At 53.5% G+C, this 25,756-nt stretch carries 19 protein-coding genes and 1 pseudogene; 7 read left to right on the forward strand and 13 right to left on the reverse strand.

From position 1 onward, the window contains the following. Window positions 1–2 precede the first annotated feature (2 nt). The 3 genes from AN936_RS24130 to AN936_RS13015 all read right to left on the reverse strand — a co-directional run bounded on the left by AN936_RS24130 (window position 3) and on the right by AN936_RS13015 (window position 3,283). Entirely contained in the window at window positions 3–836 is an 834-nt protein-coding gene (locus tag AN936_RS24130) for a TauD/TfdA dioxygenase family protein (protein WP_062902880.1), read from the reverse strand. 95 nt (window positions 837–931) lie between these two features. Beyond that, window positions 932–1,618: a glutathione S-transferase family protein gene (locus tag AN936_RS13010; RefSeq protein WP_054588521.1), complete on the reverse strand. Its 687-nt coding sequence runs from the start codon at window positions 1,616–1,618 to the stop codon at window positions 932–934. A 21-nt stretch (window positions 1,619–1,639) separates the two neighbouring features. Then, on the reverse strand, window positions 1,640–3,283 hold the full coding sequence (locus AN936_RS13015; protein ID WP_054588522.1) for an FAD-binding oxidoreductase: 1,644 nt from the start codon (window positions 3,281–3,283) through the stop codon (window positions 1,640–1,642). A gap of 121 nt (window positions 3,284–3,404) precedes the next feature. Between AN936_RS13015 and AN936_RS24135 the strand changes: the two genes are divergently transcribed. The 3 genes from AN936_RS24135 to AN936_RS24145 all read left to right on the forward strand — a co-directional run bounded on the left by AN936_RS24135 (window position 3,405) and on the right by AN936_RS24145 (window position 8,223). Next, window positions 3,405–4,451: an AraC family transcriptional regulator gene (locus tag AN936_RS24135; protein WP_084758322.1), complete on the forward strand. Its 1,047-nt coding sequence runs from the start codon at window positions 3,405–3,407 to the stop codon at window positions 4,449–4,451. 229 nt (window positions 4,452–4,680) lie between these two features. Further along, the gene (locus AN936_RS24140; protein ID WP_082820006.1) at window positions 4,681–6,276 is read left to right on the forward strand and encodes a GMC family oxidoreductase; all 1,596 of its coding nucleotides are present in this window, start codon (window positions 4,681–4,683) and stop codon (window positions 6,274–6,276) included. Between the two features lie 273 nt (window positions 6,277–6,549). Next, on the forward strand, window positions 6,550–8,223 hold the full coding sequence (locus AN936_RS24145; RefSeq protein ID WP_084758324.1) for a class I adenylate-forming enzyme family protein: 1,674 nt from the start codon (window positions 6,550–6,552) through the stop codon (window positions 8,221–8,223). A 302-nt stretch (window positions 8,224–8,525) separates the two neighbouring features. Here the strand turns inward: AN936_RS24145 and AN936_RS25910 are convergent, their stop codons facing one another. After that, a complete protein-coding gene (locus AN936_RS25910; protein WP_084758325.1) occupies window positions 8,526–8,819 on the reverse strand; it encodes a helix-turn-helix domain-containing protein in 294 nt (97 codons plus the stop codon). 159 nt (window positions 8,820–8,978) lie between these two features. Between AN936_RS25910 and AN936_RS13025 the strand changes: the two genes are divergently transcribed. Further along, complete coding sequence (locus AN936_RS13025) at window positions 8,979–10,193, forward strand: IS256-like element ISSpma2 family transposase (protein WP_006954973.1); 1,215 nt, start codon at window positions 8,979–8,981, stop codon at window positions 10,191–10,193. On the opposite strand, the gene AN936_RS24155 is transcribed toward AN936_RS13025, so the two are convergent. Then, window positions 10,160–11,074, reverse strand: a complete 915-nt coding sequence (locus tag AN936_RS24155; RefSeq protein ID WP_084758328.1) for an AraC family transcriptional regulator ligand-binding domain-containing protein — start codon at window positions 11,072–11,074, stop codon at window positions 10,160–10,162. The genes AN936_RS13025 and AN936_RS24155 overlap by 34 nt on opposite strands. A gap of 57 nt (window positions 11,075–11,131) precedes the next feature. After that, window positions 11,132–11,892, reverse strand: a pseudogene (locus AN936_RS25510) (IS3 family transposase); the annotation flags it as partial. Between the two features lie 321 nt (window positions 11,893–12,213). Between AN936_RS25510 and AN936_RS13030 the strand changes: the two are divergent. From AN936_RS13030 to AN936_RS13040, 3 genes are all read left to right on the forward strand, one after another. Further along, window positions 12,214–13,857, forward strand: coding sequence for an FAD-binding oxidoreductase (locus AN936_RS13030; RefSeq protein ID WP_054588524.1), 1,644 nt, complete (start codon window positions 12,214–12,216; stop codon window positions 13,855–13,857). A 19-nt stretch (window positions 13,858–13,876) separates the two neighbouring features. Next, window positions 13,877–14,572 (forward strand): glutathione binding-like protein, encoded by a 696-nt coding sequence (locus AN936_RS13035; protein ID WP_054588525.1) that lies wholly within the window; start codon window positions 13,877–13,879, stop codon window positions 14,570–14,572. Window positions 14,573–14,740: 168 nt separating this feature from the next. Then, window positions 14,741–14,932, forward strand: a complete 192-nt coding sequence (locus AN936_RS13040; RefSeq protein ID WP_054588526.1) for a tautomerase family protein — start codon at window positions 14,741–14,743, stop codon at window positions 14,930–14,932. Between the two features lie 312 nt (window positions 14,933–15,244). Here AN936_RS13040 and AN936_RS25515 read toward each other — a convergent pair whose 3' ends face one another. The 7 genes from AN936_RS25515 to AN936_RS13085 all read right to left on the reverse strand — a co-directional run bounded on the left by AN936_RS25515 (window position 15,245) and on the right by AN936_RS13085 (window position 25,742). Next, window positions 15,245–17,071, reverse strand: a complete 1,827-nt coding sequence (locus AN936_RS25515) for a DUF3320 domain-containing protein (protein WP_257719806.1) — start codon at window positions 17,069–17,071, stop codon at window positions 15,245–15,247. A 69-nt stretch (window positions 17,072–17,140) separates the two neighbouring features. Then, window positions 17,141–18,355, reverse strand: coding sequence for an IS256-like element ISSpma2 family transposase (locus AN936_RS13060; RefSeq protein WP_006954973.1), 1,215 nt, complete (start codon window positions 18,353–18,355; stop codon window positions 17,141–17,143). A 152-nt stretch (window positions 18,356–18,507) separates the two neighbouring features. Further along, window positions 18,508–22,293 (reverse strand): AAA domain-containing protein, encoded by a 3,786-nt coding sequence (locus AN936_RS13065; protein WP_149037663.1) that lies wholly within the window; start codon window positions 22,291–22,293, stop codon window positions 18,508–18,510. A gap of 207 nt (window positions 22,294–22,500) precedes the next feature. Beyond that, window positions 22,501–23,856, reverse strand: coding sequence for an IS1380-like element IS1247 family transposase (locus AN936_RS13070; protein WP_006473457.1), 1,356 nt, complete (start codon window positions 23,854–23,856; stop codon window positions 22,501–22,503). 68 nt (window positions 23,857–23,924) lie between these two features. Further along, the gene (locus AN936_RS24710) at window positions 23,925–24,155 is read right to left on the reverse strand and encodes a hypothetical protein (RefSeq protein ID WP_149037664.1); all 231 of its coding nucleotides are present in this window, start codon (window positions 24,153–24,155) and stop codon (window positions 23,925–23,927) included. Further along, the gene (locus AN936_RS24715; RefSeq protein WP_149037665.1) at window positions 24,152–25,165 is read right to left on the reverse strand and encodes a type IIL restriction-modification enzyme MmeI; all 1,014 of its coding nucleotides are present in this window, start codon (window positions 25,163–25,165) and stop codon (window positions 24,152–24,154) included. Before AN936_RS24715 ends, AN936_RS24710 begins: the two co-directional genes overlap by 4 nt. Window positions 25,166–25,226: 61 nt before the next feature. Beyond that, window positions 25,227–25,742, reverse strand: a complete 516-nt coding sequence (locus tag AN936_RS13085; protein WP_158500087.1) for an IS6 family transposase — start codon at window positions 25,740–25,742, stop codon at window positions 25,227–25,229. Window positions 25,743–25,756 lie beyond the last annotated feature (14 nt).

The following is a 25,756-nucleotide window of genomic DNA, read 5'->3' on the forward strand; positions in this document are numbered from 1 at the left end:
TGTCAGTAAACAGTTACTCTGTGGAGCTCTCGCCTATACCCCTCATAACCACCTGTCGCCTTGTGAACGACACTGCGATTGTCCCACATCACCAACATGTTCTTTTCCCATTTCTGTTTATGGACAAATACCTCTGTTGATTGCCAGGCATTCAGCTCAGCAAGAGTGCGCAAGGCTTCGGATTTGGCTACCCCTTCCAAGCCGATAATGTACGCGCCTCCGCCAAAGATTCCGAGCCGTCCTGTTTCAGGATGTTCGAGTATCAAAGGGTGAGTGTGCTGCAAAACACCGCCCTCGTTCGGACTTCTGATGTCCATTGCTCCATGGCTGCTTGTGTCGCCATAAATTCCTTGAGCCGAATAAGTGGCGGCGGAAGAATGTATAGACTTCATTCCTTGCAAACGTATCTTTGCCTCATCGGGAAGCGATTCAAACGAAATTTGCTGGTTAGAAAAATGAGTGTCCCCACCGACTGGAGGGATATCGACACCATACAGAACGGTACCTATTGGTGGGCTCTCCAGAAAGCTCCAATCTGAATGCCAGCCTTCCGCAAATATGCGGTTAGTATCAGTCGCTTCGCGTTTGACGGCCGCAGTATATTTTCGCGCCGGCAGAGGGTTAAAGAATGGGTCTTCACTGAGTTCGCCGAATTGGCGGCAAAATGCTTCTAGCTGGTCAATATCCAACTTCTGATCCGGAAATGCCAATACATGATGAGTGAGCCAAGCCTTGCGTACTTGATCAATTTCATCAGCCGCCAACGACTTGCTTAAATCAAGACCTCGGACAGTTGCCCCACAAGAGGCACCCGAAGGTGTTACTGCTATAGCCATCAAATTATTCCACGATATCTATTCAATTCTCAGGATCCGTGCCGCAAAAAGGGTGTCAGCTTGGAAAACGTGCTGCTGGAGCTCAGCCTGGCTGACTACTTCTTAGAGGCCGAAAACATGTTTTCCCATTCTTTGGAACCCGGCTTGGCATTCCATTTCATATTGTCCGAGAGCACGCTTAGGCCTTCAGAAATTGCCGGTCGCACTTTGATTGTATCGTACCACCGTTTCACATTGGGGTAGTCATCAAGGTTTTGCCCCTGCATCTTGCGCGGTCGGACCCAGGTAAATGTAGCAATATCTGCAATCGAATACTCGTCGGCCAAAAAATCATGGTCAGACAATCGATTGTCTAGGATTTTGTACAGGCGTTCTGCTTCTTTGGTGTAGCGATTGATCGCATATTCAATTTTTTCTGGCGCATAGGTTCTGAAATGATGGGTCTGGCCCAGCATCGGCCCCATACTGCTCACCTGAAAAAACAACCACTGGATAGCTTCTAAGCGCTTGAATTCAGATTTGGGTAGTAATTTCCCTGTTTTTTCCGCTAGATAGAGCAATATTGCTCCACTTTCGAATATCGTAACTGGCTTTCCGCCCGGACCATCGTGATCAATGATCGTAGGCACCTTATTATTGGGGTTGAGTTCAAGATATGCAGGATCAAACTGTTCTCCAGACAGAATATCAATTGGCGTAACTTTGTCCAACAACCCCAGCTCGGCCAGAGTAATAGTTGCTTTGTAGCCATTTGGTGTCGGCCAGAAGAACAGTTCAATCATTGTAACTTTCCAATACTCTAATCAGCCGACCATCTTGAAGTGCGCTGGTCGGTCAAGAATCATGCCAGGATTCATAATCCAATTTGGATCGATCGTGTTCTTCGCACCTGCGAGCATTGCGCGGTACAACGGATCCACTTCTTTGTCGTACCAAGGACGGAAGCTCCTACCCACCGCATGGTGATGCGTAATCGTTCCGCCAAGCTCGGTAAGCGCGTCAGAAGCTACATCTGAAAGTGCCTGATAATCTTCCAAACTCCTGCTGTGATCTGAAGGCGCAACAACTGTATAATATGGCGCCGGGCCATCCGGGTAGAGGAATGAGAAGCGCCGACAAACAATACCGCCGCCTGTGATCTCTTCCTGTGCCTTTTTGAGGCGGCGAATAACTTCGGTATCGATGGATTCGAACTTATCCCAAGTGTACGCGGTTTCGAAGGTAAAGCTAACCACGCCCATCGCTGCACGCGTATGCATCATTCGCGGCAAATAGCGAAACTGCTTGCGCCAGTTGCCTTGAGCCCCGGAACGGCTGGATTGAAGCGCATCGCCGCCCGAGCCAGTTTTGGTTTCAACGCTGCCGCCATGGTCCTTACAAATTTCAATGCCGCGCTCCAACCATGCGTCGACCGGATGATCGGCCGATTCAAAGCCCAACAGCAACACCGATTTAGAGCCATCGCCGGCGCCATAAAATTTGGCATCCTGTTCATCAAGATAGCGCGCATTGGCAGGAAAGAGGCCAGCCTGAGTGATTTCACGAACGGCACCAGCACCTTGATAGAAACTGTCAAAAGTAATGGTTGCATTGGCGCGGAATTTGACCCGCCCCTGAAGGCGCATCCAAGCCTCTGTAATAATTCCCAAAGAGCCCTCAGACCCTATAAACAGGCGGTCTGGATCTGGTCCAGCACCAGAACCAGGCAGGCGACGATTTTCAATTGTACCCTTTGGCGTGACTACACGCAGACTTTCAACCGATTCGTCAATATGGGTCAGGTGTGTGGCATAATGTCCAGAAGAGCGTGTTGCAATCCAACCACCAAGAGACGAGAATTCCCACGATTGCGGAATATGCCGCAAGGTAAGCCCCTTAGGCTTTAATTGTTCTTCCAGCGCTGGGCCTAATATGCCGGCTTGAATCAAGGCGCATCTAGAAACATCATCAACTTCAAGAATCTTGTTGAGATTGCCTAGATCAATAATCACTGCGCCCGGATAGTCTTCTGGACAACCAAATCCGTCGGTCACACTAGAGCCGCCACCAAAAGGAATAGCGGCGTAGCCCTTGTCGCCGCACCAATCCAACACAGCAGCAATGTCTGCCTCATCTTTTGGATAGGCCACAACGTCAGGAGCATTGTCAAAATCGCGGCGGTAAATCTTGGTTAGATCTTTAAAGCTCTTGCCATAGGTATGGAAAACGCGATCCCATTTGTCGGTTGTACAAAATGGCTGCAAAGAAGCCGGAATTTTGATCCGCGGCTCACGGAGCACAAGCTCTTCTAGTGTAGGATCTGGAAGAATAACCGGCTCATCGATATTGAGCCGTTGAGCCACCCTTTCCGCCATCTCTTTGACTTCTGCAGGCGTAATACCTTCATCCTCATAGCCCCAGCTGTGCCATTTCCGTCGCTTTCCGTAGTAACCTGATTCGCCGCTCATTGCGTTTTCCCTTGATTAGGTGATCCAAACTCCGAAGCAGTATTGACGATCCGTCAGCATTCTCCCATTGCCGCCAGCCTTCAATTATTGACATTTTCGATCAATTTGTTAGTCAGGAACCATGCAGAAGACCAATAACAATTTGATAATTAAGCATTTTTCTAGAAAAAGAGAAGCCACCGCCTTGAGGCTATTGCTTGACGTCGCCGACAAACGAGGGGTTTCGACACCACATATTCTTGAAGGCACTCAAGTGACTGAAGCTGACCTGAGCGACCCCTATTTTGAAATCGAGGCCTGGCAAGAGCTAGTGGCAATTCAGAATCTGGTAGAGAGAGATGGTGACGCATCCCTTGGTATAATGTCTGGATTGCAGCAGCATCTAACATGCTATGGCATTCTTGGTTTTGCCATGATGTCTTGTCGAAACCTTCTGCATGCGTTGGAGATTGCAGGGAAATTCAACAATATCTCTCTTTGGATAAATGACGTGGATGTAGCCAGGCACGGTGACACGATAAAATTTCTTATTCTGGGCCATAGATTGCCCGAGTATTCGCAGAATTTTCTTGCAACCAGAGGCATGGCAGCATTGGTGGTATGGGTGAACGAATTGATTGGACGGGCGGTCATGCCTGTCACTTGCACATTCAAGATACCCAAGCCTGTCGATGCTCAGGAATTTGAAAAATGTTTTGGGCAGGGAATTCAGTTTGGGGCCAAGCAATATTCGATATCTTTCGAAAGATCGGTGTTTGCCGAGCCATTGAAATTTAGGAATAGATGGACGCGAATGCGGTTGGAAAATGAACTTGAAACAACGTTGGAAAAAAGACGTTCCACCGTAAGCAACAAGGTCAGAGACTTATTGTTAAATCTGTCGGATCAGAAATTGTCCACTGAACCAGCTGTCTGTGCTGCCCTTGGACATTCGACCAGCACGCTGCGCCGCAGGTTGCACGAGGAAGATTGCACATTTCGGCAGATACAGTCGGAAGTGATACATGAACGCGCCAGTCAAATGCTGCTGTCATCAACCATGACAATTGATCAGATAGCATATGCGCTGGGCTATTCAGAATCGGGCAGCTTTGGTCGCGCATTTAAGCGTCAGGCTGGGTGCTCTCCTGGAGCATGGCGTAAGAAACACACGCGTAAATTTAGCTAATTCATTCGAACAATTTGACTTTGTCTAGTCGCTTCGATCGACAGTGTTATCGGTACAAATTTGAGCGAAAATGACGACAGAAACCCGCAAAATGTCAATGACCAAATCTACACAGACATTCTAGCCTATTTTTAAGTGATAGCCAGTTCAGCTGCTTTATATAGTGGCAGATGCCATGTTCTTTGTTGGACTGATGGCCTTGCCCTCGCGCTAAAATAGGAAACTTGGAATGAAGAGGTTTGACTATGTTGTGGTAGGCGGGGGTTCAGCGGGCTGCACAGTAGCAAGCCGACTCTCGGAAAATGGAGAGTACTCAGTTGCACTCCTTGAGGCAGGCGGAACTCATAATAATCCACTCATTTCGATTCCATTCAATTTTGCTTTTACCGTTCCCAAGGGCTCTCACAATTGGAGTTTTGAAACGGTACCGCAACCTGGATTGAATGGGCGAATTGGCTACCAACCTAGAGGAAAAGTTTTGGGCGGCTCCTCGTCCATCAACGCTATGGTCTATATCAGAGGGGCCAAAGAGGACTACGATAACTGGCAAGCATTAGGGAACAGGGGTTGGTCCTATGAAGACGTACTGCCCTTTTTTAGAAAAGCACAAAACAGGCAAAAAGGCGCTAATGAATTTCACGGCATTGGTGGACCGCTAAGCGTATCTCCACCTCGCAGTCCCAATCCACTGAACGATACCTTTATCCAAGCAGGCGTGGAGTGCCAGATCCCACGCAATGACGACTTCAATGGTGCGACGCAAGAAGGTATTGGATTTTATGAATTGACTCAGGACAATGGGCGGCGTTGCTCAACCGCTCATGCTTACTTAACGCCAGCGAAAAATCGAGAAAATCTCACCATTTTCAAACGCTCCATTGCGGAAAAAGTAATGATCGAAAATGGACGCGCAATAGCGGTTAGAGCAAAAATCGATGGGCGGGCTCAGATAATCAGGGCGAACAAAGAGGTTATCCTATCTTGCGGTGCGTTTCAGAGCCCGCAATTATTACTGCTTTCTGGTATTGGTCCAAAATCCAAACTGGAAGAGCACAAAATCGATCAGGTCCTCGAACTTCCTGGAGTCGGTGAAAATCTGACTGATCATTTAGACTACAGTTTAATCTATGAATCAGATAGCGAATATTGCTTAGGAAGAAATGCCCGCTCAGTATTTCGTGTTGCTATGAATCAACTTCAATATCTGATTTTCAAGCGCGGTGTGATGACCACAAATTTTAACGAATCTGGGGCCTTTTACTACACTAATCCTGAAGAACCCTCTCCTGACATTCAACTGCACTTTGCCTTTAGCATGGTCGACCAGCATGGTCTGAAGAAACATGGGCGTGGCGGCTTCACCTGTCACATTTGTGTCCTGCGTCCGAAGAGCGTTGGCAGTGTAAAACTGGCAGATGCGAATCCGAATTCTCCACCTTTGATTGACCCGGCATTTTTAAAGGATGAGCGCGATCTTGATACAATGTTAGCTGGGGTGAAACAGGCTCAACAAATCATGCAAGCTCCGTCATTTGATGCACATAGAGGAAAGGCGCTCTACGCTGGCGCAAGCAACGATGACGAGGAGCTAAAAGAAGACATCCGCAACCGAGCCGACACGATTTATCACCCCGTTGGTACATGTAAAATGGGCCCAGATAGCGATCCGAATGCTGTTGTCGATCAGAGGCTAAGGGTGCGAGGAATCAAGAGTTTGCGAGTTATTGATGCCTCGATCATGCCAAAAATAGTTTCCGGAAATACAAATGCCCCATCGATCATGATTGGCGAAAAAGGCGCCCATATGATCTTGGAAGATGCTTGATCCATTCGGGACAAGACTCTTCTCTATTTGCAAAACGCAGTTGAACGAAAACGCTCTATTTCGAAATATTTCGTTGGTTTTTCGTAGGATGGCGCAACATTTTTCGAGCCGCATATTGGAATTGATTATTTCTGATCCGAACAGGTTTGTGACCCTCAATGCGAATCTTGGATGAATTGGTCGAAGATTTGTTTCATTCGGCTCTGTCTATCAAGTGCCGAATTTGTGCAAAGTCGATGTCCAAAGCGATAGGATTTTTGGAAGGAAACCGAGATGGATCGGACTGATGCGATTTCGAAATTGACTGCTCGAGGTGAGCAATTCGAGCTTCAGGATATTACGATCAATGGGAATGTGTGCAAATGGTTTGTAAACGCCCCGAGCACTTTGCCGCAAATGATCAAAGAATCGATCAGCGACCAAACTTTTTACGTTTATAAAACAGAACGATACACATTCAATGAAATGTATCAGCGGGCCTCGAGCTTGGCTGCCGAATTGATCGAAAAATATGGTATTTCGCCTGGAGATAGGGTCGCCATTGGCATGCGCAATTATCCAGAATGGCCAATCGCATTTACAGCGATCACATCAATCGGGGGCATCGTAGTCGCGCTGAACGCCTGGTGGGAATCCGATGAGCTCGAATACGGACTGAATCACACCGGAACAAAAGTTGCAATTGTTGATCAAGAGCGGCTTGACCGTATAATTGGAAATGACCGCTTGAATGAAATGCACCTCATCTCGGTTCGATCCGAACCTGAAGAGAGAGCCCAACCGATCGAACCTCTGCTAAGTCGCAAAGTCGATATGCCAGAGGTTGAGCTGGGACCGGACGATGATGCCGTAATTCTGTTTACATCTGGATCAACAGGTCATCCTAAAGGTTCAGTGTCCACCCATCGAAATATCCTCGCCTCATTACTGTCATGGGAACTTGATTTAACTTGCATGGCGGTTTTGAAAGGCAGGACGAAATCTAAAAAAAATGGCAGCAAAGCGTATACCGATTCGACGCTATTAGGGATGCCGCTATTTCATGTGAATGGTTTATTGGCAGTCTTACTAGCCAGTTACCGTAAACAGCGAAAAGTGGTTGCCATGTACAAATGGGATCCCATGCGCGCGGTTGAGCTGGTTGAACGCGAGAAAATAATCAGCTTTGTCGGCACTCCGGCCATGACGGGAGATATCATGCTGGCTGCCCAAGACACTGGTCATGATGTCGGAAGTTTGTTGGCCGTTGGCGGGGGCGGTGCTGCGCGCGCTGAATCGCAGGTCAAGGGCCTTGATGACACATTCAAAAATGCTAAGCCTGGTACCGCCTGGGGTATGACCGAGACCAATTCCATCGGCACATCTATCGTAGGCGATGATTATCTGAGCAGGCCATCGAGTTCCGGTCGCGTCAGCGCGGTTCTTGAATTGGGGGTGGTTGATGATGGCGGAAATTTTCTTCCATCAGGAGAGCGCGGAGAATTATTGATCCGAGGCACTTCAGTTATTCACAAATATTGGGAACGCCCAGACTCCATTGATGATTTTCTAGAAGATGGTTGGTTCCGAACTGGAGATATCGCATATATTGATAAAGAGGGCTTCTTGTATGTCGTCGACCGACTGAAACAGATCATCATTCGGGGTGGTGAAAATATCGGTTGCGCCGAGGTGGAATCGGCAATGTTAAACGATCCGGCAATTATTGAGGTCAGCGTTTACGGCGTAGCCGACCAAAGGCTGGGCGAGGATGTTGCGGCGACAATATATGTTGATCGGGAAGTAGACGTCGACGCCATAAGATCAAATCTGAAGCTCAAGATTGCCGGTTTCAAAATCCCAAAGCACATCCGGGTCACAACCGAGCCATTGGTTCGTATCGCGTCCGGTAAGATTGATAAGAAGACGATCCAAAAAGATCATCAAAAACTCCTAGATTTGGAGTGACGCAGATGAATATTCCAGGCTGTCACAATGTGACTGATTTTCATCGTCTCGCCCAGCGTCGAATTCCATTTCCAGTGTTCGATTATTTTGACGGCGCGGCCGAGTATGAAATCACGCGATGGCGCAACAGAGAGGCTTATGAGAGCTGCGACTGTTCCCCGTCAGCGTTCATGAGACAGATTAGCGGTTGAAGTTTAGGAGGGTTTTGGTTCTCGTCGTAGTGACGAAGGAACGAACATGAGAACCAAAAGTCGAGGTCGAAGCGCCCTGCCGAGTAGGTTGTAGCTTGAGCAGTGGAATCGCTAGGATGTATTCGCTTTGCGCCAACGACCGGGTGCCATTCCACCGACCCGTTTAAAAGCTCGACAAAAACTACCTGCTTCAGAGTATCCAAGCGTGTAAGCGATCTGCTCTAATGTCATGGTTGATGATAATAAGAGCTGGCAAGCACGTTCAAAAATAACTTCGGACTGGATTTGTCGAAAATTTGTTTCTTCTGTATGCAAACGACGCCTCAGAGTACTCATTGAGCACCCTAAAGCTCGACAAATTTCTGGCTCAGTGGACAGCTTTTCATTTGACATCTGCAGAAGCATTTGTTAGCGTCCGCGCTCGTGGTGTAATTTCCGGTGTAGGCGATGGTGTATTCCGGGGTGGGGCATGCCCCACCCCGGAATGCGGCGTCGCTGGTGGCCACCGGGTTCATCGTTATGGTGGAGTTTGCACACTTCAACCGTGACGAAGAGGAGTTCCCGATGACCGAGGACAGATTACTGATCGAAGAGCTGGCTGCAAAGGGCGGCCAACCGGATTTTTTGCGCACCATCGCCGAGAACGTGCTGCAGCTGATCATGGAGGCCGACGTTGATGGCCTGATCGGCGCGGGTCGCCACGAACGCAGCAGCGAGCGCGCGACCTGGCGCAACGGCTATCGCGACCGTTCGCTGGATACCCGGGTAGGCACGCTGAACCTGAAAATCCCCAAGCTGCGTGCTGGGTCCTATTTTCCGGGCTTCCTTGAGCCCCGCAAGATGGTCGAGAAAGCGCTGGTTGCGGTGATCCAGGAAGCGTGGATCGGCGGGGTCAGCACCCGGCGGGTCGATGAACTCGTCCAGGCCATGGGCATGACCGGCATCTCCAAGTCCACCGTCTCCAAGCTTTGCAAGGACATTGACGAGCGCGTCCATGCCTTTCTGAAACGCCCGCTCACCGGCGAATGGCCGTATCTCTGGCTCGATGCCACCTATCTCAAGGTACGCGAAGGCGGGCGGATCATCAGCGTTGCCGCAATAATCGCCATGGCCGTCAACACCGAGGGCCGGCGCGAGATCGTCGGCCTGCATATCGGCCCCTCGGAAGCGGAGGTCTTCTGGTCCGACTTCCTGAAGGACCTTGTTCGGCGCGGTCTTACCGGCGTGAAGCTGGTCATCTCCGATGCTCACGAGGGCCTCAAGGGCGCGATCACCCGCGTCATGGGCGCCACCTGGCAGCGCTGCCGGGTGCACTTCATGCGCAATGCCCTGTCCTATGTGCCCAAGGGCCAGAACACTGTCGTCGCCGCCGCGATCCGCCAGGTCTTCCTGCAGCCCGATCAGAAAAGCGCAACGCAGGTCTGGCGACAGGTCGCCGACCAGTTGCGCACCCGTTGGCCCAAGCTCGGCGCCTGCATGGACGAGGCCGAAACCGACGTGCTCGCCTACACCGGCTTCCCCACCCAGCACCGCACGAAGTTACACTCAACCAATCCGCTCGAGCGGCTCAACAAGGAGGTCAAGCGCCGCGCCGACGTCGTCGGAATCTTCCCGAACGAAGACAGCATCATCCGCCTCGTCGGGGCTGTGCTGATGGAGCAGAACGACGAGTGGCAGCTCCAGCACCGATACATGCAGATCGAAGGCATGGCCGAACTCAACCAACCCATGATCGAGGAGGAAAATCAGCCCCTACACATCACCGCCAAAGCCGCCTGACGATGGCCCACGGCCACAGCCGAAATTACACCACCTTGACGGACGCGACCAAGCATTTCCTTGACTCTGTTTTTTGTACTTGAGTGGCGCCTTTCAAGGGTGTTGCTCAGCTTGTCCTCTAATCTCATGCGTGACCAACGGTCATCGAATTTCAATTGCATACGAAACAAGCTGCGATTGAATGAAATTGAATAGTTTTTCTGCCCAAATAGCGTTTCTGTTCCAAACGCCTTTCCAACCTCATCCATATTGTCCGGTCTATCGTTCTTGAATGAAGTTTGGCATGGATATACTTCGGAATTGGTTAACTCTTGGACCCAGGTAACCAGGGCAGCCATGCCTCTTGTAGCTAGAAAGTGTTGACTGAATGGTGGCAGCTTGTGCCCAAGAATCACGAATTTGATGGTGTCAGGATCTCGGACAACGGAAACTTCGTTGATCCACAAAGATATCTTGTAGAATTTGGCGCCAATCGTTAGCGCTTGTTCCAGCGTGCGGCTAGCCATCATGGCGAAACCTAGTGTTCCATAACAGGTCAGGTGTTGGCGCATTCCCAAAATCACGCCGTTGGCAGGATCATCGTCTATCTCCAGCAAGTTTTGAATTGCTCGGAGTTCTTGCCAGACCTGAATTTCGCAATATGGGTCTTCAATATCATCCAGATCTAATTCCGTTCCTTTCAGGATTTCGAGGGCTGGAATGTCGTGTTCGCGCGCGAAATCAACAAGGAGTCTCAACGATGTAACTTGTCGAATATCTGAAAATTCTTTTTTGTATGAGATGTGGGTCATTTTCGCGTCACCAAAGTTGAGACCACTTGTCTCCGATTGGAGCGGCAATGACAAGACTTCACCTGACTTCGGATCGATGAACTGGGCCATAGGCGCTGACGGGGAACATTGAGATTGAAGACATTGAAGTGAATAGCGCCTAGTGATCTAGACGCCTTCATTGTTTGTTTTTTGCTGTCGTTCGAAGTTCACAGGTGACAACATGGGGTTTGTGGCGTGCTTTCGCACGGGGTTATAGAATTTCGATGTAGTCGAACTCATCCTGCCGAGCTTCTGCGCGGGTTTTTTATGTCCGCCTTCGGATCCGTTCGCGTTTGAGCAGGTTAAGGAAGCTCTCAGCGAACGCATTATCATGGCAGTTCCCGCGCCTGCCCATTGAGTGCTTGAGATTGTGGGCATGGAGGAGCCAGGTTCATTCGCGGGAGATAAACTGTGAGCCCTGATGGAGTGGATCAGAACTACGTTCTTCGGCTTTCTGCGCCACACCGCTATCAGCAGTGCCTGGCAGACCAGATCAGCGGTCTGCCGACTTTGTATCTGCCAACCAACCACCGCCGTGAATAGAGATCGATCACCACTGAGAGGTAAGCGAAGCCCTCATGCGTTCTGATGAAGGTGGTGTCTGTTACCCATGCTGCGTCGGACGCTGACACTGCAAACTGGCGATCCAACGTATTGTCGATCACAACTGATGGCGTGCCACAATAGCTGTCTGGACGCCGCTTATAGCCAACTTGAGCTTTGATCCCGGCTTGCCATGCAAGGCGAGCCACACGGTTGGGACAGCTCTGCTCACCCTGATCAAGCAGAACATCATGCAGATGCGGTTGCCGTACACCCTGCCACTCTTCCCGTGCCTCGTGGATGAGCTTGGTCTGTCGGGCATCTTCCTGCGCCCTCTGAATCAACTTATGAGACCTGACCCTGGCTGGGAAGTGTCTCGGGATCGACGCTGGAGCCAGACATGCAACGGTTCCTAACAACGAATCACTTCGCAGGCAGCGACCGCGAGCAGTTGAATTGGCTGATGGGCTTCTCGCGCCTGAACATGAGGCCTGTAGCAGCCCGCAATAGCCGAGGTTCTTGTCTGAATTTTCCAATCCAAGGGAGATCCCGGCCGCGCACGAAGTTGAATGAATCTGTCAAAAAACTGACTTCAATGGCAATAGAATAGGTTCGTCGACCCGTTAACTTCTGGTGCTCAAACTGATTTCTGAGGGCATTGAATCATGACTGAGCAAGCTGGCTACTATGGTAAGAGGCGCAAATGGCATAGCTGGGGATACGAAGACGAGGTCATTTCCCAGGCTGAGGTCAAGGAAATGGCCGTTCGCGTTGGCAAACGCCTGGGCATTGATGAGCCGGTGGTCTTGTCTGATCCAACGCTCGAGGAAATCGAGTTGAGGGAATCGCGGATCTCCATCCCTGCTTCCTTGTCGTCTTTTTGTAATTCAGACAAATGGGATCGCGTTTCTCATTCCTACGGCAAGAGCTTCAAGGACCTGACGCGCATTTTTCGGCGAGATTTTACCAATCCGCCTGATGTGATTGCCTATCCTCGCAACGAGGCCGAGGTTGCCGCAGTTTTGGATTGGTGCGGTGATAATGGCTATGCGGCAATTCCATATGGCGGCGGATCAAGTGTCACGGACGGCTTTACTGCCCCGGAGGATTGCGACGGTTCGGTAATTATCGATTTGGGGAACATGAACCAGGTGCTGGAGGTTGACCCGGTCTCCCGCTGCGCACTTATCCAGGCAGGTACGCTTGGGCCTTCGCTTGAAGATCAGCTAAAGCCGCACGGCCTCACATTGAGACATATTCCGCAATCCTGGGAGTTTTCATCGCTTGGCGGCTGGATTGCGACGCGTTCTTCGGGCCACTATGCTACCCACCTTACCCATATTGACGATATGGTGCAGAGCCTCAGGGTCGTAACGCCGCGCGGAACGATAGAAAATCGCAGATTGCCGGGATCAGGTGCCGGCCCGGATCCCGACCGCCTCTTTATCGGTTCTGAAGGCTCGCTCGGGATTATCACACAGGCATGGATGAAGCTTCAGGGGCGAGTGGTCTTCCGGGCGAATGCGACCATCACCTTTGACACGTTCTATCAAGGTGCCGCAGCCATTCGGCAGATCACACAGGCAGGCCTGTTTCCTGCGAATTGTCGTTATCTGGACGCGCAAGATGCCCAGTTTTATGGCGCTGGTGATGGCACAAAATCTGTGCTGCTGCTTGGCTTTGAATCTGCGGATCATCCCGTGGATGTCTGGCTGGAGCGCGGCGTTGAAATTTGCCAGGACCACGGCGGTGAAGTCGTGACCAAGACCGGATCGGGCGGCGATGCCTTGAAGTCAAGCCGCAGCGGCGCGCAGGGGAATTGGCGCGAGCAATTCCGTTACCTGCCGCGATTGATGCATACGCGCGCTGCGATGGGCGTGGTCAGCTTTACCTTTGAAACGGCCTATACCTGGGACAAATTCGAAGCCGTGGACACGGAAATTATTCGCCGGGTCAGCGAGGCGCAAAAAGCGCTGACCGGCGGTGGCATTGTTTGCCGCAGATTCTCCTTCCTCTATCCCGATGGGCCGGCGCCCTATTATTCCGTCGTTGCGCCTTCCACGCACGAGACGAGCCTTGAACATTACCAGGCGCTTTCCGACGTGGCTTCTGATGCGATATCGGAGCTTGGCGCGACAATCACGCACCACCATGCGGTCGGACGCAGCTTCCGTCCGTGGTACGACAAGGAAGTGGACCCGCTTTTCCGGGATATGTTGGCTGGCGCAAAGAATGCTGTTGATCCAGATTGGATTATGAACCCGGGAATGCTTCTCGACCGTTCGAATCATCTCAAGATCGTCGGATAAGGGGAGCAGGTCGCACGCTATGATCGAACTGTTTTTCTGGCCTACTCCCAACGGATACAAGGCGACGATTGCTTTGGCGGAATTGGGATTGCTTGGCAAAGTTACGCCAATCAATATTCTGGCCGGTGAACAGTTCGATCCGGCATTTCTTAAGATCAGTCCAAACAACAAGGTTCCCGCCATCATCGATCACGATGGTCCAAATGGCGAGCCGGTTGCGATATTCGAATCTGGCGCCATATTGCTCTACCTGGCTGAAAAGACCGGAAAGCTTCTTCCCAAGTCTGAAGTGAAAAGGCTGGAAGCCCTGCAATGGCTTTTCTTCCAGGTGAGTAGCATGGGGCCGATGCTCGGGCAGGCACACCATTTTAGAACATACGCGCCCGAGAAGATCGAATATGCGGTAGACCGCTACACACAAGAGGCCGCTCGCCTTTACAAAGTGCTCGATAACCGGCTGGCGGATCATGAATATCTGGCGGACGAATTTTCGATAGCCGATATAGCTACGTTCACATGGGTCAGGCCCCGAAAAATGCAGGGCCAGGACCTTGAAGATTATCCAAATGTGAAACGTTGGTATGACCAGATCAAGGTTCGCCCGTCTGTCTCTGAGGGCCTGAGTGTTCTGTCCGACAAGATGAAATGGCAAGCTAAGCCCGGTTCCAAGGAATGGAAATCGATGTTCTCCGGCTCGGAGAAAAAGTCAGATTGATCGGTCGGGCTTGCAATGCCTGCAATGAATTGCCCGAGAATCGCCCCACCGACGAGTTCGGGATTGTGAAGCAGGCAAAGTTGCCGGTCACGGCGACATTGATGATTCATCGGCATTCGGACAGAAGCCCATGATTTCACATCATATTTTTGAACAGGATTTGCCGCGATGCCTTATATCAATGTCCAGTTTACCAAGGGCGCTACCAAGGAAGCCAAGCGAGAGATCGTAAAAGGTGTCACAGATTTAATGGTGGAGCACCTCGGTAAGAGGCCCGAGCACGTCCATGTCGTGATTCAAGAAGTTGAATTTGAAGATTGGGGGTTCGCCGGAAAACTCGTTGCGGAGCTGTCAGACTAACTGTACCTGATTGAAAATTGGACCCAATTGGGTGCTGTCAGACTTGCTACAGCTCGTCTCCGATTGACAGAGCCATGGCAAGGTCGCGCTGAGATTAGGCAGCAAGAAACTGCCACTCGCCAAAATCGGCCGTTACTCGCTAATCTAACTCAGCTTCACCAGCAGCAGCTACTGCGTTCGGTGTGCCCTCCCATTTCCCATATTCCCCCACGTGACCAGTTATTTCGCCGGTTCGTTCTGAAGGGCTTTTCCAACGTCTTTCCAACGGATCTCCGCGCCCTCGCGGCGAAGGATCCCTCATTCTGGGTAGCACTAAGTCTCAGCCTCGACTGACGATCGTGCAATCGCAATGGCCTCTTCAAATCTTACTCTTGTCGGCTGGCGAAGCCGCGCCAGTTTGAATGCTTTGGAGTAGTGCGCGAGTATGTCTTCGGTTGATTTCTTTGATCGGATTCCGGGCAGCGCCAAGCTGGCCAACTCGATCAATGGGATATCCCGATGCGATCTCCAGTCGGATCGTGAGGGCCTCAAGGGTACGATCATATGTGGGCTCGAATGCTTGGGAAAAAGGACAAGGCGATTTCCGTCATACGCCCGACGGCACTCAGCTGGGATCGCCGAAACAACTCTCTCCTGAATAATCCGTCCCGCCTTTTGCTTCCCATGCGCACGGGCGACCCGTTCGACGACAAGGTCGAGATAGACGGGCCCCTCACGTTCGATGACCTCCTCGACGATTGTTTCGAGACGTCGCTGATATGCATCTTCATAAAGCAGATCGCCATCACCTTCAGGCACTGAAAGTTCGGAAAATTGGTACTCTTGGCCCACCTCGTGAGGAGGCAAACGATAAACCGTTTCATGCGGTTGCCGTGATTGATCACTCGAAATGTGCGTCTCATCTTTACCGCATGAGGATGTAAGCTGGTGCAGCCCCCTGCCTCGACTTTCGACCAAACCGCGCGAATGCAAAGAGTTGCTCCGGGATGGGGAGAGCGCGTTGTTTACAAGCTCCTCCCACCTCTCCTCATGCGGCCTGAAAGCCGCAGGTGCGCGGTCTGCTGACGACAGCGGGAGGTGGTCAGGCAACGCTTTCTTCAACTGGGAATTACTCCAGACTTGTCCATCTGACATCAGCTGCAAGATCTGCTCTTGAACCTGAGCTTCAGTAACCCGAGCGGAGTCCTGCTCCTCATCGTCAGAAGGCACAACGGTAGCAAGTTCTTCGCTCGAATGGTCTGCTTGGCCCTCACAATTCTCAACGGGTTCAGTAGGTAGATCGACTTCGTCTTGCGCGTCATCCTCAGTCGAGTCAGAGGAACGCCAAGCTCTTAGTTCTACATGTCGACTGGTCCACTCATCTGAACCGCCAACTGGCTGGATACCACGCTCGGATAGGAACCCGACCAGTTCCTCCATCACCTGTCTTTGATCCCTGACGAAACGAGATGCGAAGCACCTCCAAACTGTCCAACCAGCCCTTTCCAAGATGCGCTGCCGGTTCATGTCGGAGGCCCAACGATCAGGTCCGTGATATCGGTCGCCATCGCATTCGATTGCGACGCGGCGGTCATTCTCACCTTCGACCACGAGGTCGATCCTAAAATCGCCTACTTTGACTTGGGTGTCGACTCTATAGCCTCGCTCAACCAACAGATCGTACATCTCGCGCTCAAAATCGGACTCGCACTTTTCCCGCCGGTCCTTGGCCTCTTGACCATCAGACGGGAAGGGCATCCGGAAATGGTCCAGCAGCGCGCGGCGAAGCTGATCGGCATGTCCAAGGGCTTCAACGTCTACTGAGCGAACCAAATACGTTCGATCACATGCTCGCGAAAGGGCGACGTTGAAGCGTTGCTCAAATCGGACTCCCGACAGAGCGCTACCACCCGCTTGAGCAACCAACGATATGAACATGATGTCTCGCTCGTCACCCTGAAAAGCTGTGGGATCGCCCACGCGCAGGTGGTGCTGTTCGATCACCTCTGGTCCGAGTTTTTGCTCGATCAGGCCATAAATGTGAGCTGCCTGCTTTTGACCCAATAGGGTTGTTACGCCGATTGTCCGCGTTGCCATCTTTGGGTCGGATGCGATTCTCTCAATCTCTTCGACGATATATGCCGCTTCCGGAGGATTAATGTCTCCCTGTCGATATCCGGGTCGCGTCCGTCAAGGTGGTGTAATTTCGGCTGTGGCCGTGGGCCATCGTCAGGCGGCTTTGGCGGTGATGTGTAGGGGCTGATTTTCCTCCTCGATCATGGGTTGGTTGAGTTCGGCCATGCCTTCGATCTGCATGTATCGGTGCTGGAGCTGCCACTCGTCGTTCTGCTCCATCAGCACAGCCCCGACGAGGCGGATGATGCTGTCTTCGTTCGGGAAGATTCCGACGACGTCGGCGCGGCGCTTGACCTCCTTGTTGAGCCGCTCGAGCGGATTGGTTGAGTGTAACTTCGTGCGGTGCTGGGTGGGGAAGCCGGTGTAGGCGAGCACGTCGGTTTCGGCCTCGTCCATGCAGGCGCCGAGCTTGGGCCAACGGGTGCGCAACTGGTCGGCGACCTGTCGCCAGACCTGCGTTGCGCTTTTCTGATCGGGCTGCAGGAAGACCTGGCGGATCGCGGCGGCGACGACAGTGTTCTGGCCCTTGGGCACATAGGACAGGGCATTGCGCATGAAGTGCACCCGGCAGCGCTGCCAGGTGGCGCCCATGACGCGGGTGATCGCGCCCTTGAGGCCCTCGTGAGCATCGGAGATGACCAGCTTCACGCCGGTAAGACCGCGCCGAACAAGGTCCTTCAGGAAGTCGGACCAGAAGACCTCCGCTTCCGAGGGGCCGATATGCAGGCCGACGATCTCGCGCCGGCCCTCGGTGTTGACGGCCATGGCGATTATTGCGGCAACGCTGATGATCCGCCCGCCTTCGCGTACCTTGAGATAGGTGGCATCGAGCCAGAGATACGGCCATTCGCCGGTGAGCGGGCGTTTCAGAAAGGCATGGACGCGCTCGTCAATGTCCTTGCAAAGCTTGGAGACGGTGGACTTGGAGATGCCGGTCATGCCCATGGCCTGGACGAGTTCATCGACCCGCCGGGTGCTGACCCCGCCGATCCACGCTTCCTGGATCACCGCAACCAGCGCTTTCTCGACCATCTTGCGGGGCTCAAGGAAGCCCGGAAAATAGGACCCAGCACGCAGCTTGGGGATTTTCAGGTTCAGCGTGCCTACCCGGGTATCCAGCGAACGGTCGCGATAGCCGTTGCGCCAGGTCGCGCGCTCGCTGCTGCGTTCGTGGCGACCCGCGCCGATCAGGCCATCAACGTCGGCCTCCATGATCAGCTGCAGCACGTTCTCGGCGATGGTGCGCAAAAAATCCGGTTGGCCGCCCTTTGCAGCCAGCTCTTCGATCAGTAATCTGTCCTCGGTCATCGGGAACTCCTCTTCGTCACGGTTGAAGTGTGCAAACTCCACCATAACGATGAACCCGGTGGCCACCAGCGACGCCGCATTCCGGGGTGGGGCATGCCCCACCCCGGAATACACCATCGCCTACACCGGAAATTACACCACGAGCGCGGACGCTAACGATATCCGTCTTCAATTCGAACGTCGATCAAGGGAGGATCAAGCCGTTCCGAAGCAGTCGGTAGCCGCAGAGGATTCAGCCTGTGATTGTAGAACTGCGCCTTGGAAAATTCGATGATGGGCGCGACACAACGGAAATGTTCGGTAAGCATGATCGCCCCACCGGCGAAGACCACCTTGCCAAGATCGTACAGCGATTGTTCCTCGCGTAGCGAAGCCCGATAATCGGGGACTTGCCCAGAAAGGTGTCGTACCGCGAGTTCATCTGCACGCGTCTGGTCGCGTCCGACAAGGTCCGGACTGACCTGCTTATCATCGCCAACGATGAGGATTGTCTTGGCCCGTAGTAGGGCGGGTAATGCCGCTACCGTCGATTGCGATGCTTCGTCAACGATCACGAGATCGAAGAGTCCCAAATCTGCTGGAAGGGACTCTGAGACCCGGTAATGCGGCATAATCCAGCATGGCAAAGCGCCCTTGGCGCGATCGGATGCCTCACGCGCCTGGCGCCTGTATCGGCCAGCACGTTTCCCAGTACCTCGTCCAATTCTTCGAACTGCATCTGCATAGGCGGCAAGTGCCGCCTTGACCCCATCACTAGCCTTCTTGCTGAGCTCCAACCAGGTTCGCAGTTCAATCGAGCGTTCGTATGCTCGTTTGAGGAGAACCTCCTTCTCGCTGCGATCAGTGCCGAGTTCCCTAAGGCGGTGATGCTTGTCGTTCGTATCCAGCCACCCCTCTAGGCGACGAAGACGCCAACGGTTTTCCCAATCACCGGGTAGAAGTTCGTCCTCAACACCATTGACCGGATTGGACCTCAAGCGCCGAGCCCATTTTGGCGCACCTGACATCTCAATGAGGTCTGTCACCTCCGCAATCTTCGCGAAAGCGTCGTGTTTCCCTTTTACTTCTCTCAGACGCGTAATGAACGAATTCCACGCTTCTGCCAGTGCATCAATTGATACTTCCGGGCTGCCCAAACGCGTAGCCGCCAGGGCACGAAGCTCCGCGCTGATTTCGTATTCACAGGGCTCTAGCTCGGAGAGGAGAGAGGTCCGCAAACCTTCAGCATCAGCCAATCGATATCGCAGAAGATGAGCATCGACGGCTTCAAGCAGACCGCGAATTGCCTGCTGATCACCATCCCGCAACGCAGGGGACGAAACAAAAGTAGCATCGACCGCAGCATGGATCTCTCGACGACTTGCGATCAATGTATTAGCAGCGTCAATATGATCGAACTGGCGTCTTGCGAGTTGCGCCACGCCCAACTCTTGTCCTTCCAGACGATCACCGATCCCGCCAGCCACCACGTTGTTCCACGCTGTCTGAAATCGCCGAATTGAAGCCCGTGCTGTAACAAATCGTTGAACGTCGCTCCATTCGTCGGCAGTTGAAGCTGGTTCGCCCAATACAGTGACCTCACCCAGCTGAGCCTTGAGTTTGGAAGCGAATAACCCGCCAACGAGCCCGACTGCCGGTTTACCTTCGGCCTCTTTCTCAATCGCAACAAGAAACTTCGGATCGCTAAGCGCTTCTTCCGGCACGAAAACCGGTCTGGTCAGGAAGTATTGATACTCGGCTCCAAGCCTTAAAGCCTCTTCGCGCAAGCTCTCCAACGCGGTTAGACGGTCGTCCGGTCCGGTTTGCCCAAGACAAAGAAGCAGCTCATCAGTCCATGCAAAGGGTGCCCCTGATACCCGTTGCTCCTCTGCAGATAGTGACTTCAGTTTTGCCGTCAGGTCTCGCAGGCGCGAAACAGTGTCATCCCGGTCCTCTCGCAAAGCCGGAAGTTCGCCCTTGCTTATCCTCTCCCTTATCTGCTCGGCTTTAGACAGATCCTTGTGGGCATTGAGGAGCGTTTCGACTGTGGGAAGGCGCTCAAGGTCCGGAAGGCACGCATTCAGATAGGCGAGGTCGTCACCAACTGCCTTCCGAGCCGTCCTGAGTTCGGCAATGTCAGCATCGGAAAATGCTGGATCGCAGGTTGATGAAACCTCCAGATCATCAGGCATCCAAGCTGTTAGTTCCGGCGAGGCTGCGACCATTCTAGCGGCGCGCATTGGCTCGTAAGTGTCGCCATCCAGCGTGATTGGCGAAATTGCCGCGCGTCCGATCTTGTCGACTTCTGTATCGATTAGCGCCAATTGCCGGTGCAGCCTGTCAATCTGCTCGTCCAGATCATCAATCTCGTCCTGCAACTCATGCCGCCGCAGCCGTTGCAGTTTTTCGCCGATGATATCGACGGATTCCTGAAACTGCTTAAGGCCGTCGCGATCGCTTTCAAGGAGGCTCACTGCAAGAGGACGCACCGCTTCTGGTAGCTTGTCGCGAAGAACCCTCAGTGCGGGCGCTTTCTGAGATGTCACGAGCACCCGCTTGCCAAGGGCGAGGTAGTGACTGATTATATTTGCGATCGTGTGCGTCTTGCCGGTACCCGGCGGCCCCTGAACAACTACTCCCGGGCGCACTTCCAGTCGCTGCACCACTTCGACCTGCTCACGGTTGAACGGCAATGGAAAGAACAGATCCTTCCCCTCCCCGCTAGAAGTGGTGACGCCCGGAATGCTGGAGATGCCGCGGAACTCGGGATACTCTTCTTCGCTCACCGCATTAGCAGGCTCAACAAGCAAGGAGGCCACTGCCTTCGGCAGTTCTGTTGTCTCTTCTCCATCTTCGAGAAGCGCGCGGAACTGACGCAAATCTTCCATCAATTGAGTGGCACGACGCTCTCGCTGAAAGAATGCAAACGCATCGCCGATCCTGAACTGCGTTTCAATCGAAGGGATAATCCCGGGCTGCGCTGGATCTTGGTCGGGTAAGTACACAGCATCAGGATCAAGCAAAGCGGCGGCCTGGCGTAGCGGTGGCGCGAACGTCTCCGGGGCAAATGGAGACAGGCTTTCTTCCTCAAGTTCACCAAGGAATTTCTCAGTCGCGGAGCGCCATTGGTCCAGCACGCCCAGCCCCATCTTATCCAGCGCGTCCAATTCGAGACCGGGGTCCGCTTCCATACGCGGTCGCACCTCAATCGCGTGGGTCAACTCGTTCAGACTGATTTCCTGCGAGACCGTAAGCAGCGGATACCGCAACCGCTTCCCGTCTCGAAACAGCGTGGCAAAACCGATGCCGCAGGTCAGCTCAAGCGGGATATCGCTGACACCTTCGAGCTGTTGGCGCAGCATGAACAACGCATTGTAGAGCGCAATTGTCTCACGGCGCGGGGTTTCGGTCTCGACCCAATTCGACCAGGCATTCTTAAGCCAGTACTCGAACAAAAGCTCGACCATCTCACGCTCGGCAAAATGTTCCAAGGAAACATGCTCGGGTGCATCTTCGGCGGGGATCAGGCCAGCCTCTACAAGGACAGCCCCTGAGATTTCGGACTTAAGTCGCGGCTCGCTTTTGGGATCGTCGCGATAGGTCAGCCAGACGGATAGCTCTACGTCCTCTGGTGCTGGCGGTGCCTTCCTCGGCAGCCGGTCGACACGCAACCATATCGGATCGTCATCGCGCCCGACATCGAGTGCGACACCAGGAAATCCTTGAAGCTCCGCCCCGGTTTTGCGGAAGGCCTTGTGATCCTGATAATCCAGAACCGTTTTCAACTTATCGCGCTCGGTGGCCTCGACGTAGTCGATCAGGTTAAGAAGGCGTTCTTGCTCTGCTGTCAATCGAGGCGACTCTTCAGTACTTGGCAGCAAGGGGTCCATGTCGAAATTCGGATCATCCTCCTCATCTATCGGAAAATCACGAATATTGTTTAAACCTGCATTCCCCAAGTGGCGTGGCGTTTGAGGTGAAGATCGCCTGTATCCGAGCGCTAGACAAGGATTTTCTGCCGCAAGCGGCACCTGCGGTCGCGCAGACTGCTGGATCTGGACGGATCAGACCGCGAAGCCGCTGTTTCCTTGCCCAGGGGCGGCGTTTTTCAGCGCAGCGGACAGATCTGTCCAGCCGCTTTCGTTCAGTTTGAGCGTGGATCGCGATCATGCGCATAGCGGTGGCGCTCGCAATCGGCGGATAGCGGCGAGGATGGCGCGTACCATCGTGCCGGTGACAGCGACCTCGGCCAGCTGGAAGGTGATGGTGCGGGCGTGACGGACCACACGTGCCCCGATCTTGATCAGCTTCAGTTGCAGGCTGGTCAACGACCAGTCGGCCATGGCCTCGGGCAGCTCGATGCAGCGCAAGAAGGTGGCCAGGTTGTACGCCAGGGCGTGCAGTTGCAGCCGCACCTCATTGTCGCGGAACTTCCGGCACGACAGCCGCGTCCAGCGAAAGGCGTATTTGCCCTCTTTGATGTGCTGCTCGGCGGTGCCGCGCTGGTTGTAGAACCGCACCACCCAGTCCGGCTCCATCGGCAGGTTGGTGACGATGAAGCCGACACGCGGGAACAGTTCGCCCGGATGCCATTCGATCTTGGCGATCACCCGGCGTTCCTTGTCCCAGGACGCCGCCTGATACTCGAATTCCTCGAAGAACCGCTTGACCTTGGTCAGTGACGGCCGCCCGACAGGGCGCGTTAGCCGATGCGCGATCTTGTCCTTGAGGACCGCGTTTGCGGGCAGCCGGATGGCGTAGAAGAACCGCGCTTCTTCCAATCGCTCATAGATCGCCGGGATCGCGTAGGCAGCATCGGCCCGGAAGAACCTGCCACCAAGGTCGCGCTCCGCGTAGCGCGCAATGACGGGGTCGAGAACATCACGCCAGCCATCGGCGCTGTGGACGTTGCCATGGCGCAGGGCGCAGCGTTCCAGCATCCCGAACTGGTTGAACAGAAAGTTGGGGTGATAGCAGCTACAGTCGAAATGGCCATTCCAGGCGGACCCTTCCTGGTCGCCATGGGTCGGGCTGACCGAGCTGTCCATGTCCAGAACGATGTACTTCAGCCCGTTACGGTCATGGAACCGGTCGATCCATTGCCCGTTCAGGTCGGCCAGCGCGGCACGGTTCCCGGCCAGAGCCAGCGTCTCGGTCTCGAACCGTCCCATCTGCGATGCCGAGGCCGCTTGTGCATCGACCGCTCTGCCGCCGACAACTTGGCGCATGACCGGATCGCAGGCGAGACGGTTGGCGTCGTTGACATCCTCGTATCCGGCCAGCCGCCCAAAGACTGATTGCCGGAACAGGCCGTCGAGCCGATGGACCGTGTTCTTGCCAGAGCGAGTATCGCGCAGCGCCGCTGACGCCAAATCGGACAACCCGAGCGCGTCATCAAGCTCGCGCATCACCAGAAGGCCGCCGTCGGAACTGAGCTGCGTGCCGCGAAATTCCAGCCGCACGCGAGGGTCGAAATCCACCCGATCTGCCCGTTGCAAGCCCGCACCCTCTGGGTGATCCATGAAACGCGCCCCTCGCAGCCTTCAACACCATGTTTTATATAGGAAATATAATGGTCAGGACAGCGAAATCAGCGCCTTACTTGGGAAATGTGGGTTAAATGCCCGTCGATTCTTTCGACTATCGATCGCGCCCATGGATGATGAAACTTTTCAAACTCACTTCGAACCGAATTAAGTCTCTCTGCGTCGTCGTAGTGAAACTCAACAAGGTCTTCGATCGCTTGAAGATTGTCCTCAAGGGCCATCGCGCCCGATAGGCCCAAAGCTTTCATTGCTGTCAGCAGGTCTATCCGGCTCACGCCGATACCCTTTCCTGATTAAGGCGGAAAAGGCGCGCGAGGATTTCGTCGTCAGTTAGGGTTCCAGCGCGATAGTCGTCGCCCCAGCCGTAGGCTTCGGCAACGGCTTCATCGAGCGCGCGATGGGCATGGTCGAGCCAAGCGGGGCGGGTGTTGTAGAGATTGGTGAGAGTGCGTTTTTTCAGTTCCTTCGCGGCAGCCTCGTCCTTGGGCAGGATGCGGTCGGGATAGCCTTCGACCACTTCGGGCACTCGCTCGATAAGCTCAGGCGGGTTGAGCCAGTTCTCGCGCAACTCGTTGAGCCGCGCCGCCGCTGCCGCAATAGCCTGCGCGCGTGGATCATCGGCGTAGTCGGCAGTGGGGATGTCGGGGGTCAGACCTTCGGGAAAGGGGAAGGTCAGGTACACATAAGATGCGTTGTAGCGCCTCTGATTGCCTGCCCCAATTCGATTGCCAAAGTACGTACACCAATTCTCGTGAAACCGACTTTGCAACACTCCAAAACCTTCCAATCCAACGCCAGGAAAAGCGTAGAGGCTTTTGTCAGGCACCGTCCCTGCTGGAAGAAATCTAAAGACACGATGCTCGGTTGTTTCGGCTGTGGCAAGATAATCACCAGCATTCACAAGTCGATTGCGGAGTGCAGGCCTAGCCCGATGCGGCTCCCACCACGAAGAGTTTTGGCTGTCAGTATCTGTCCGATAGTCAACATAGTTAACAAGCTCACCGTCGCGATGTGGATCATATTTCGCAGCGCGAAGGTGTTCGAACGGAAGCTCGAAAGCGCTCGCTTCGGCTTCACCAAGTCCGCTGGGAAAATCGATAAGAAAGTTCTCAGACGGGCGGCCAACAATATCATCTGTTGCGACATAAGCCGAAAGAATGGCCGAGTTGGGCACTCCATTCGGATTGGTCGGTGCACGTAGCCATTCTACCGCCCTGTCTCTGTCAACTGTTAGCGGCCCGCTCTGCTGAACACCGATGAAGACAGAGCTCGCATTCTCATTCAATCGCGCGACGGCGTTGTCAGGTTAAGCGACGCGGGGCGAGCTAAAGTGCGCTGCTGAAATTTCACCCATTTGGAGCGGACACGGCGTGCCACTCGGCGAAAGCACGATCTCGGTATTTTCGCATTGTGTTTCGGGAGACGAGGTGACGCTCGATATTGAATGTGTTGTAGATTGCTGAGTGGGTTGAGGTGAAACGCTGCGCTTGGCCCTGGGACTTGAACAGTTGCATCTTTCGCTCCCGTCTTCGCACGGGAAGGTGTGAGTTTTCCGCGCGGTTGTTATGCTTGAGTTGACCAGGTTGATGACGCTTCAAAGCGCCAAGGTCGCGGAGCGCTGCTCCGTAGGAAGCCAGGCCATCTGTGACGATAGCGTCGGGAACGAAGCCCTGATGCTTGAGTAATTTTCGTAGCAATTTCAGCGCTGCTGCCTTGTTGCGACGCTTCTGAACCAGGACATCGAGGACCTCGCCCTCCTTGTCCACAGCCCGCCACATGAACATTCTTTTGCCGCTAATCCGGACAACCATCTCATCCAAATGCCACACGCAATCAGCTCGATGGCGGGTCGCGTCCGTCAAGGTGGTGTAATTTC

Origin of the sequence: Sphingopyxis macrogoltabida (assembly GCF_001307295.1) — a bacterium.
Taxonomy (GTDB): Bacteria; Pseudomonadota; Alphaproteobacteria; order Sphingomonadales; family Sphingomonadaceae; genus Sphingopyxis; species Sphingopyxis macrogoltabida_B.

What these genes read in the sequence shown, in the direction of transcription:
- AN936_RS24130 (WP_062902880.1), bottom strand. Translation starts at nt 836, where the DNA reads ATGGCTATAGCAGTAACACCTTCGGGTGCCTCTTGTGGGGCAACTGTC.
- AN936_RS13010 (WP_054588521.1), bottom strand. Translation starts at nt 1,618, where the DNA reads ATGATTGAACTGTTCTTCTGGCCGACACCAAATGGCTACAAAGCAACT.
- AN936_RS13015 (WP_054588522.1), bottom strand. Translation starts at nt 3,283, where the DNA reads ATGAGCGGCGAATCAGGTTACTACGGAAAGCGACGGAAATGGCACAGC.
- AN936_RS24135 (WP_084758322.1), top strand. Translation starts at nt 3,405, where the DNA reads ATGCAGAAGACCAATAACAATTTGATAATTAAGCATTTTTCTAGAAAA.
- AN936_RS24140 (WP_082820006.1), top strand. Translation starts at nt 4,681, where the DNA reads ATGAAGAGGTTTGACTATGTTGTGGTAGGCGGGGGTTCAGCGGGCTGC.
- AN936_RS24145 (WP_084758324.1), top strand. Translation starts at nt 6,550, where the DNA reads ATGGATCGGACTGATGCGATTTCGAAATTGACTGCTCGAGGTGAGCAA.
- AN936_RS25910 (WP_084758325.1), bottom strand. Translation starts at nt 8,819, where the DNA reads ATGCTTCTGCAGATGTCAAATGAAAAGCTGTCCACTGAGCCAGAAATT.
- AN936_RS13025 (WP_006954973.1), top strand. Translation starts at nt 8,979, where the DNA reads ATGACCGAGGACAGATTACTGATCGAAGAGCTGGCTGCAAAGGGCGGC.
- AN936_RS24155 (WP_084758328.1), bottom strand. Translation starts at nt 11,074, where the DNA reads ATGGCCCAGTTCATCGATCCGAAGTCAGGTGAAGTCTTGTCATTGCCG.
- AN936_RS13030 (WP_054588524.1), top strand. Translation starts at nt 12,214, where the DNA reads ATGACTGAGCAAGCTGGCTACTATGGTAAGAGGCGCAAATGGCATAGC.
- AN936_RS13035 (WP_054588525.1), top strand. Translation starts at nt 13,877, where the DNA reads ATGATCGAACTGTTTTTCTGGCCTACTCCCAACGGATACAAGGCGACG.
- AN936_RS13040 (WP_054588526.1), top strand. Translation starts at nt 14,741, where the DNA reads ATGCCTTATATCAATGTCCAGTTTACCAAGGGCGCTACCAAGGAAGCC.
- AN936_RS13060 (WP_006954973.1), bottom strand. Translation starts at nt 18,355, where the DNA reads ATGACCGAGGACAGATTACTGATCGAAGAGCTGGCTGCAAAGGGCGGC.
- AN936_RS13070 (WP_006473457.1), bottom strand. Translation starts at nt 23,856, where the DNA reads ATGGATCACCCAGAGGGTGCGGGCTTGCAACGGGCAGATCGGGTGGAT.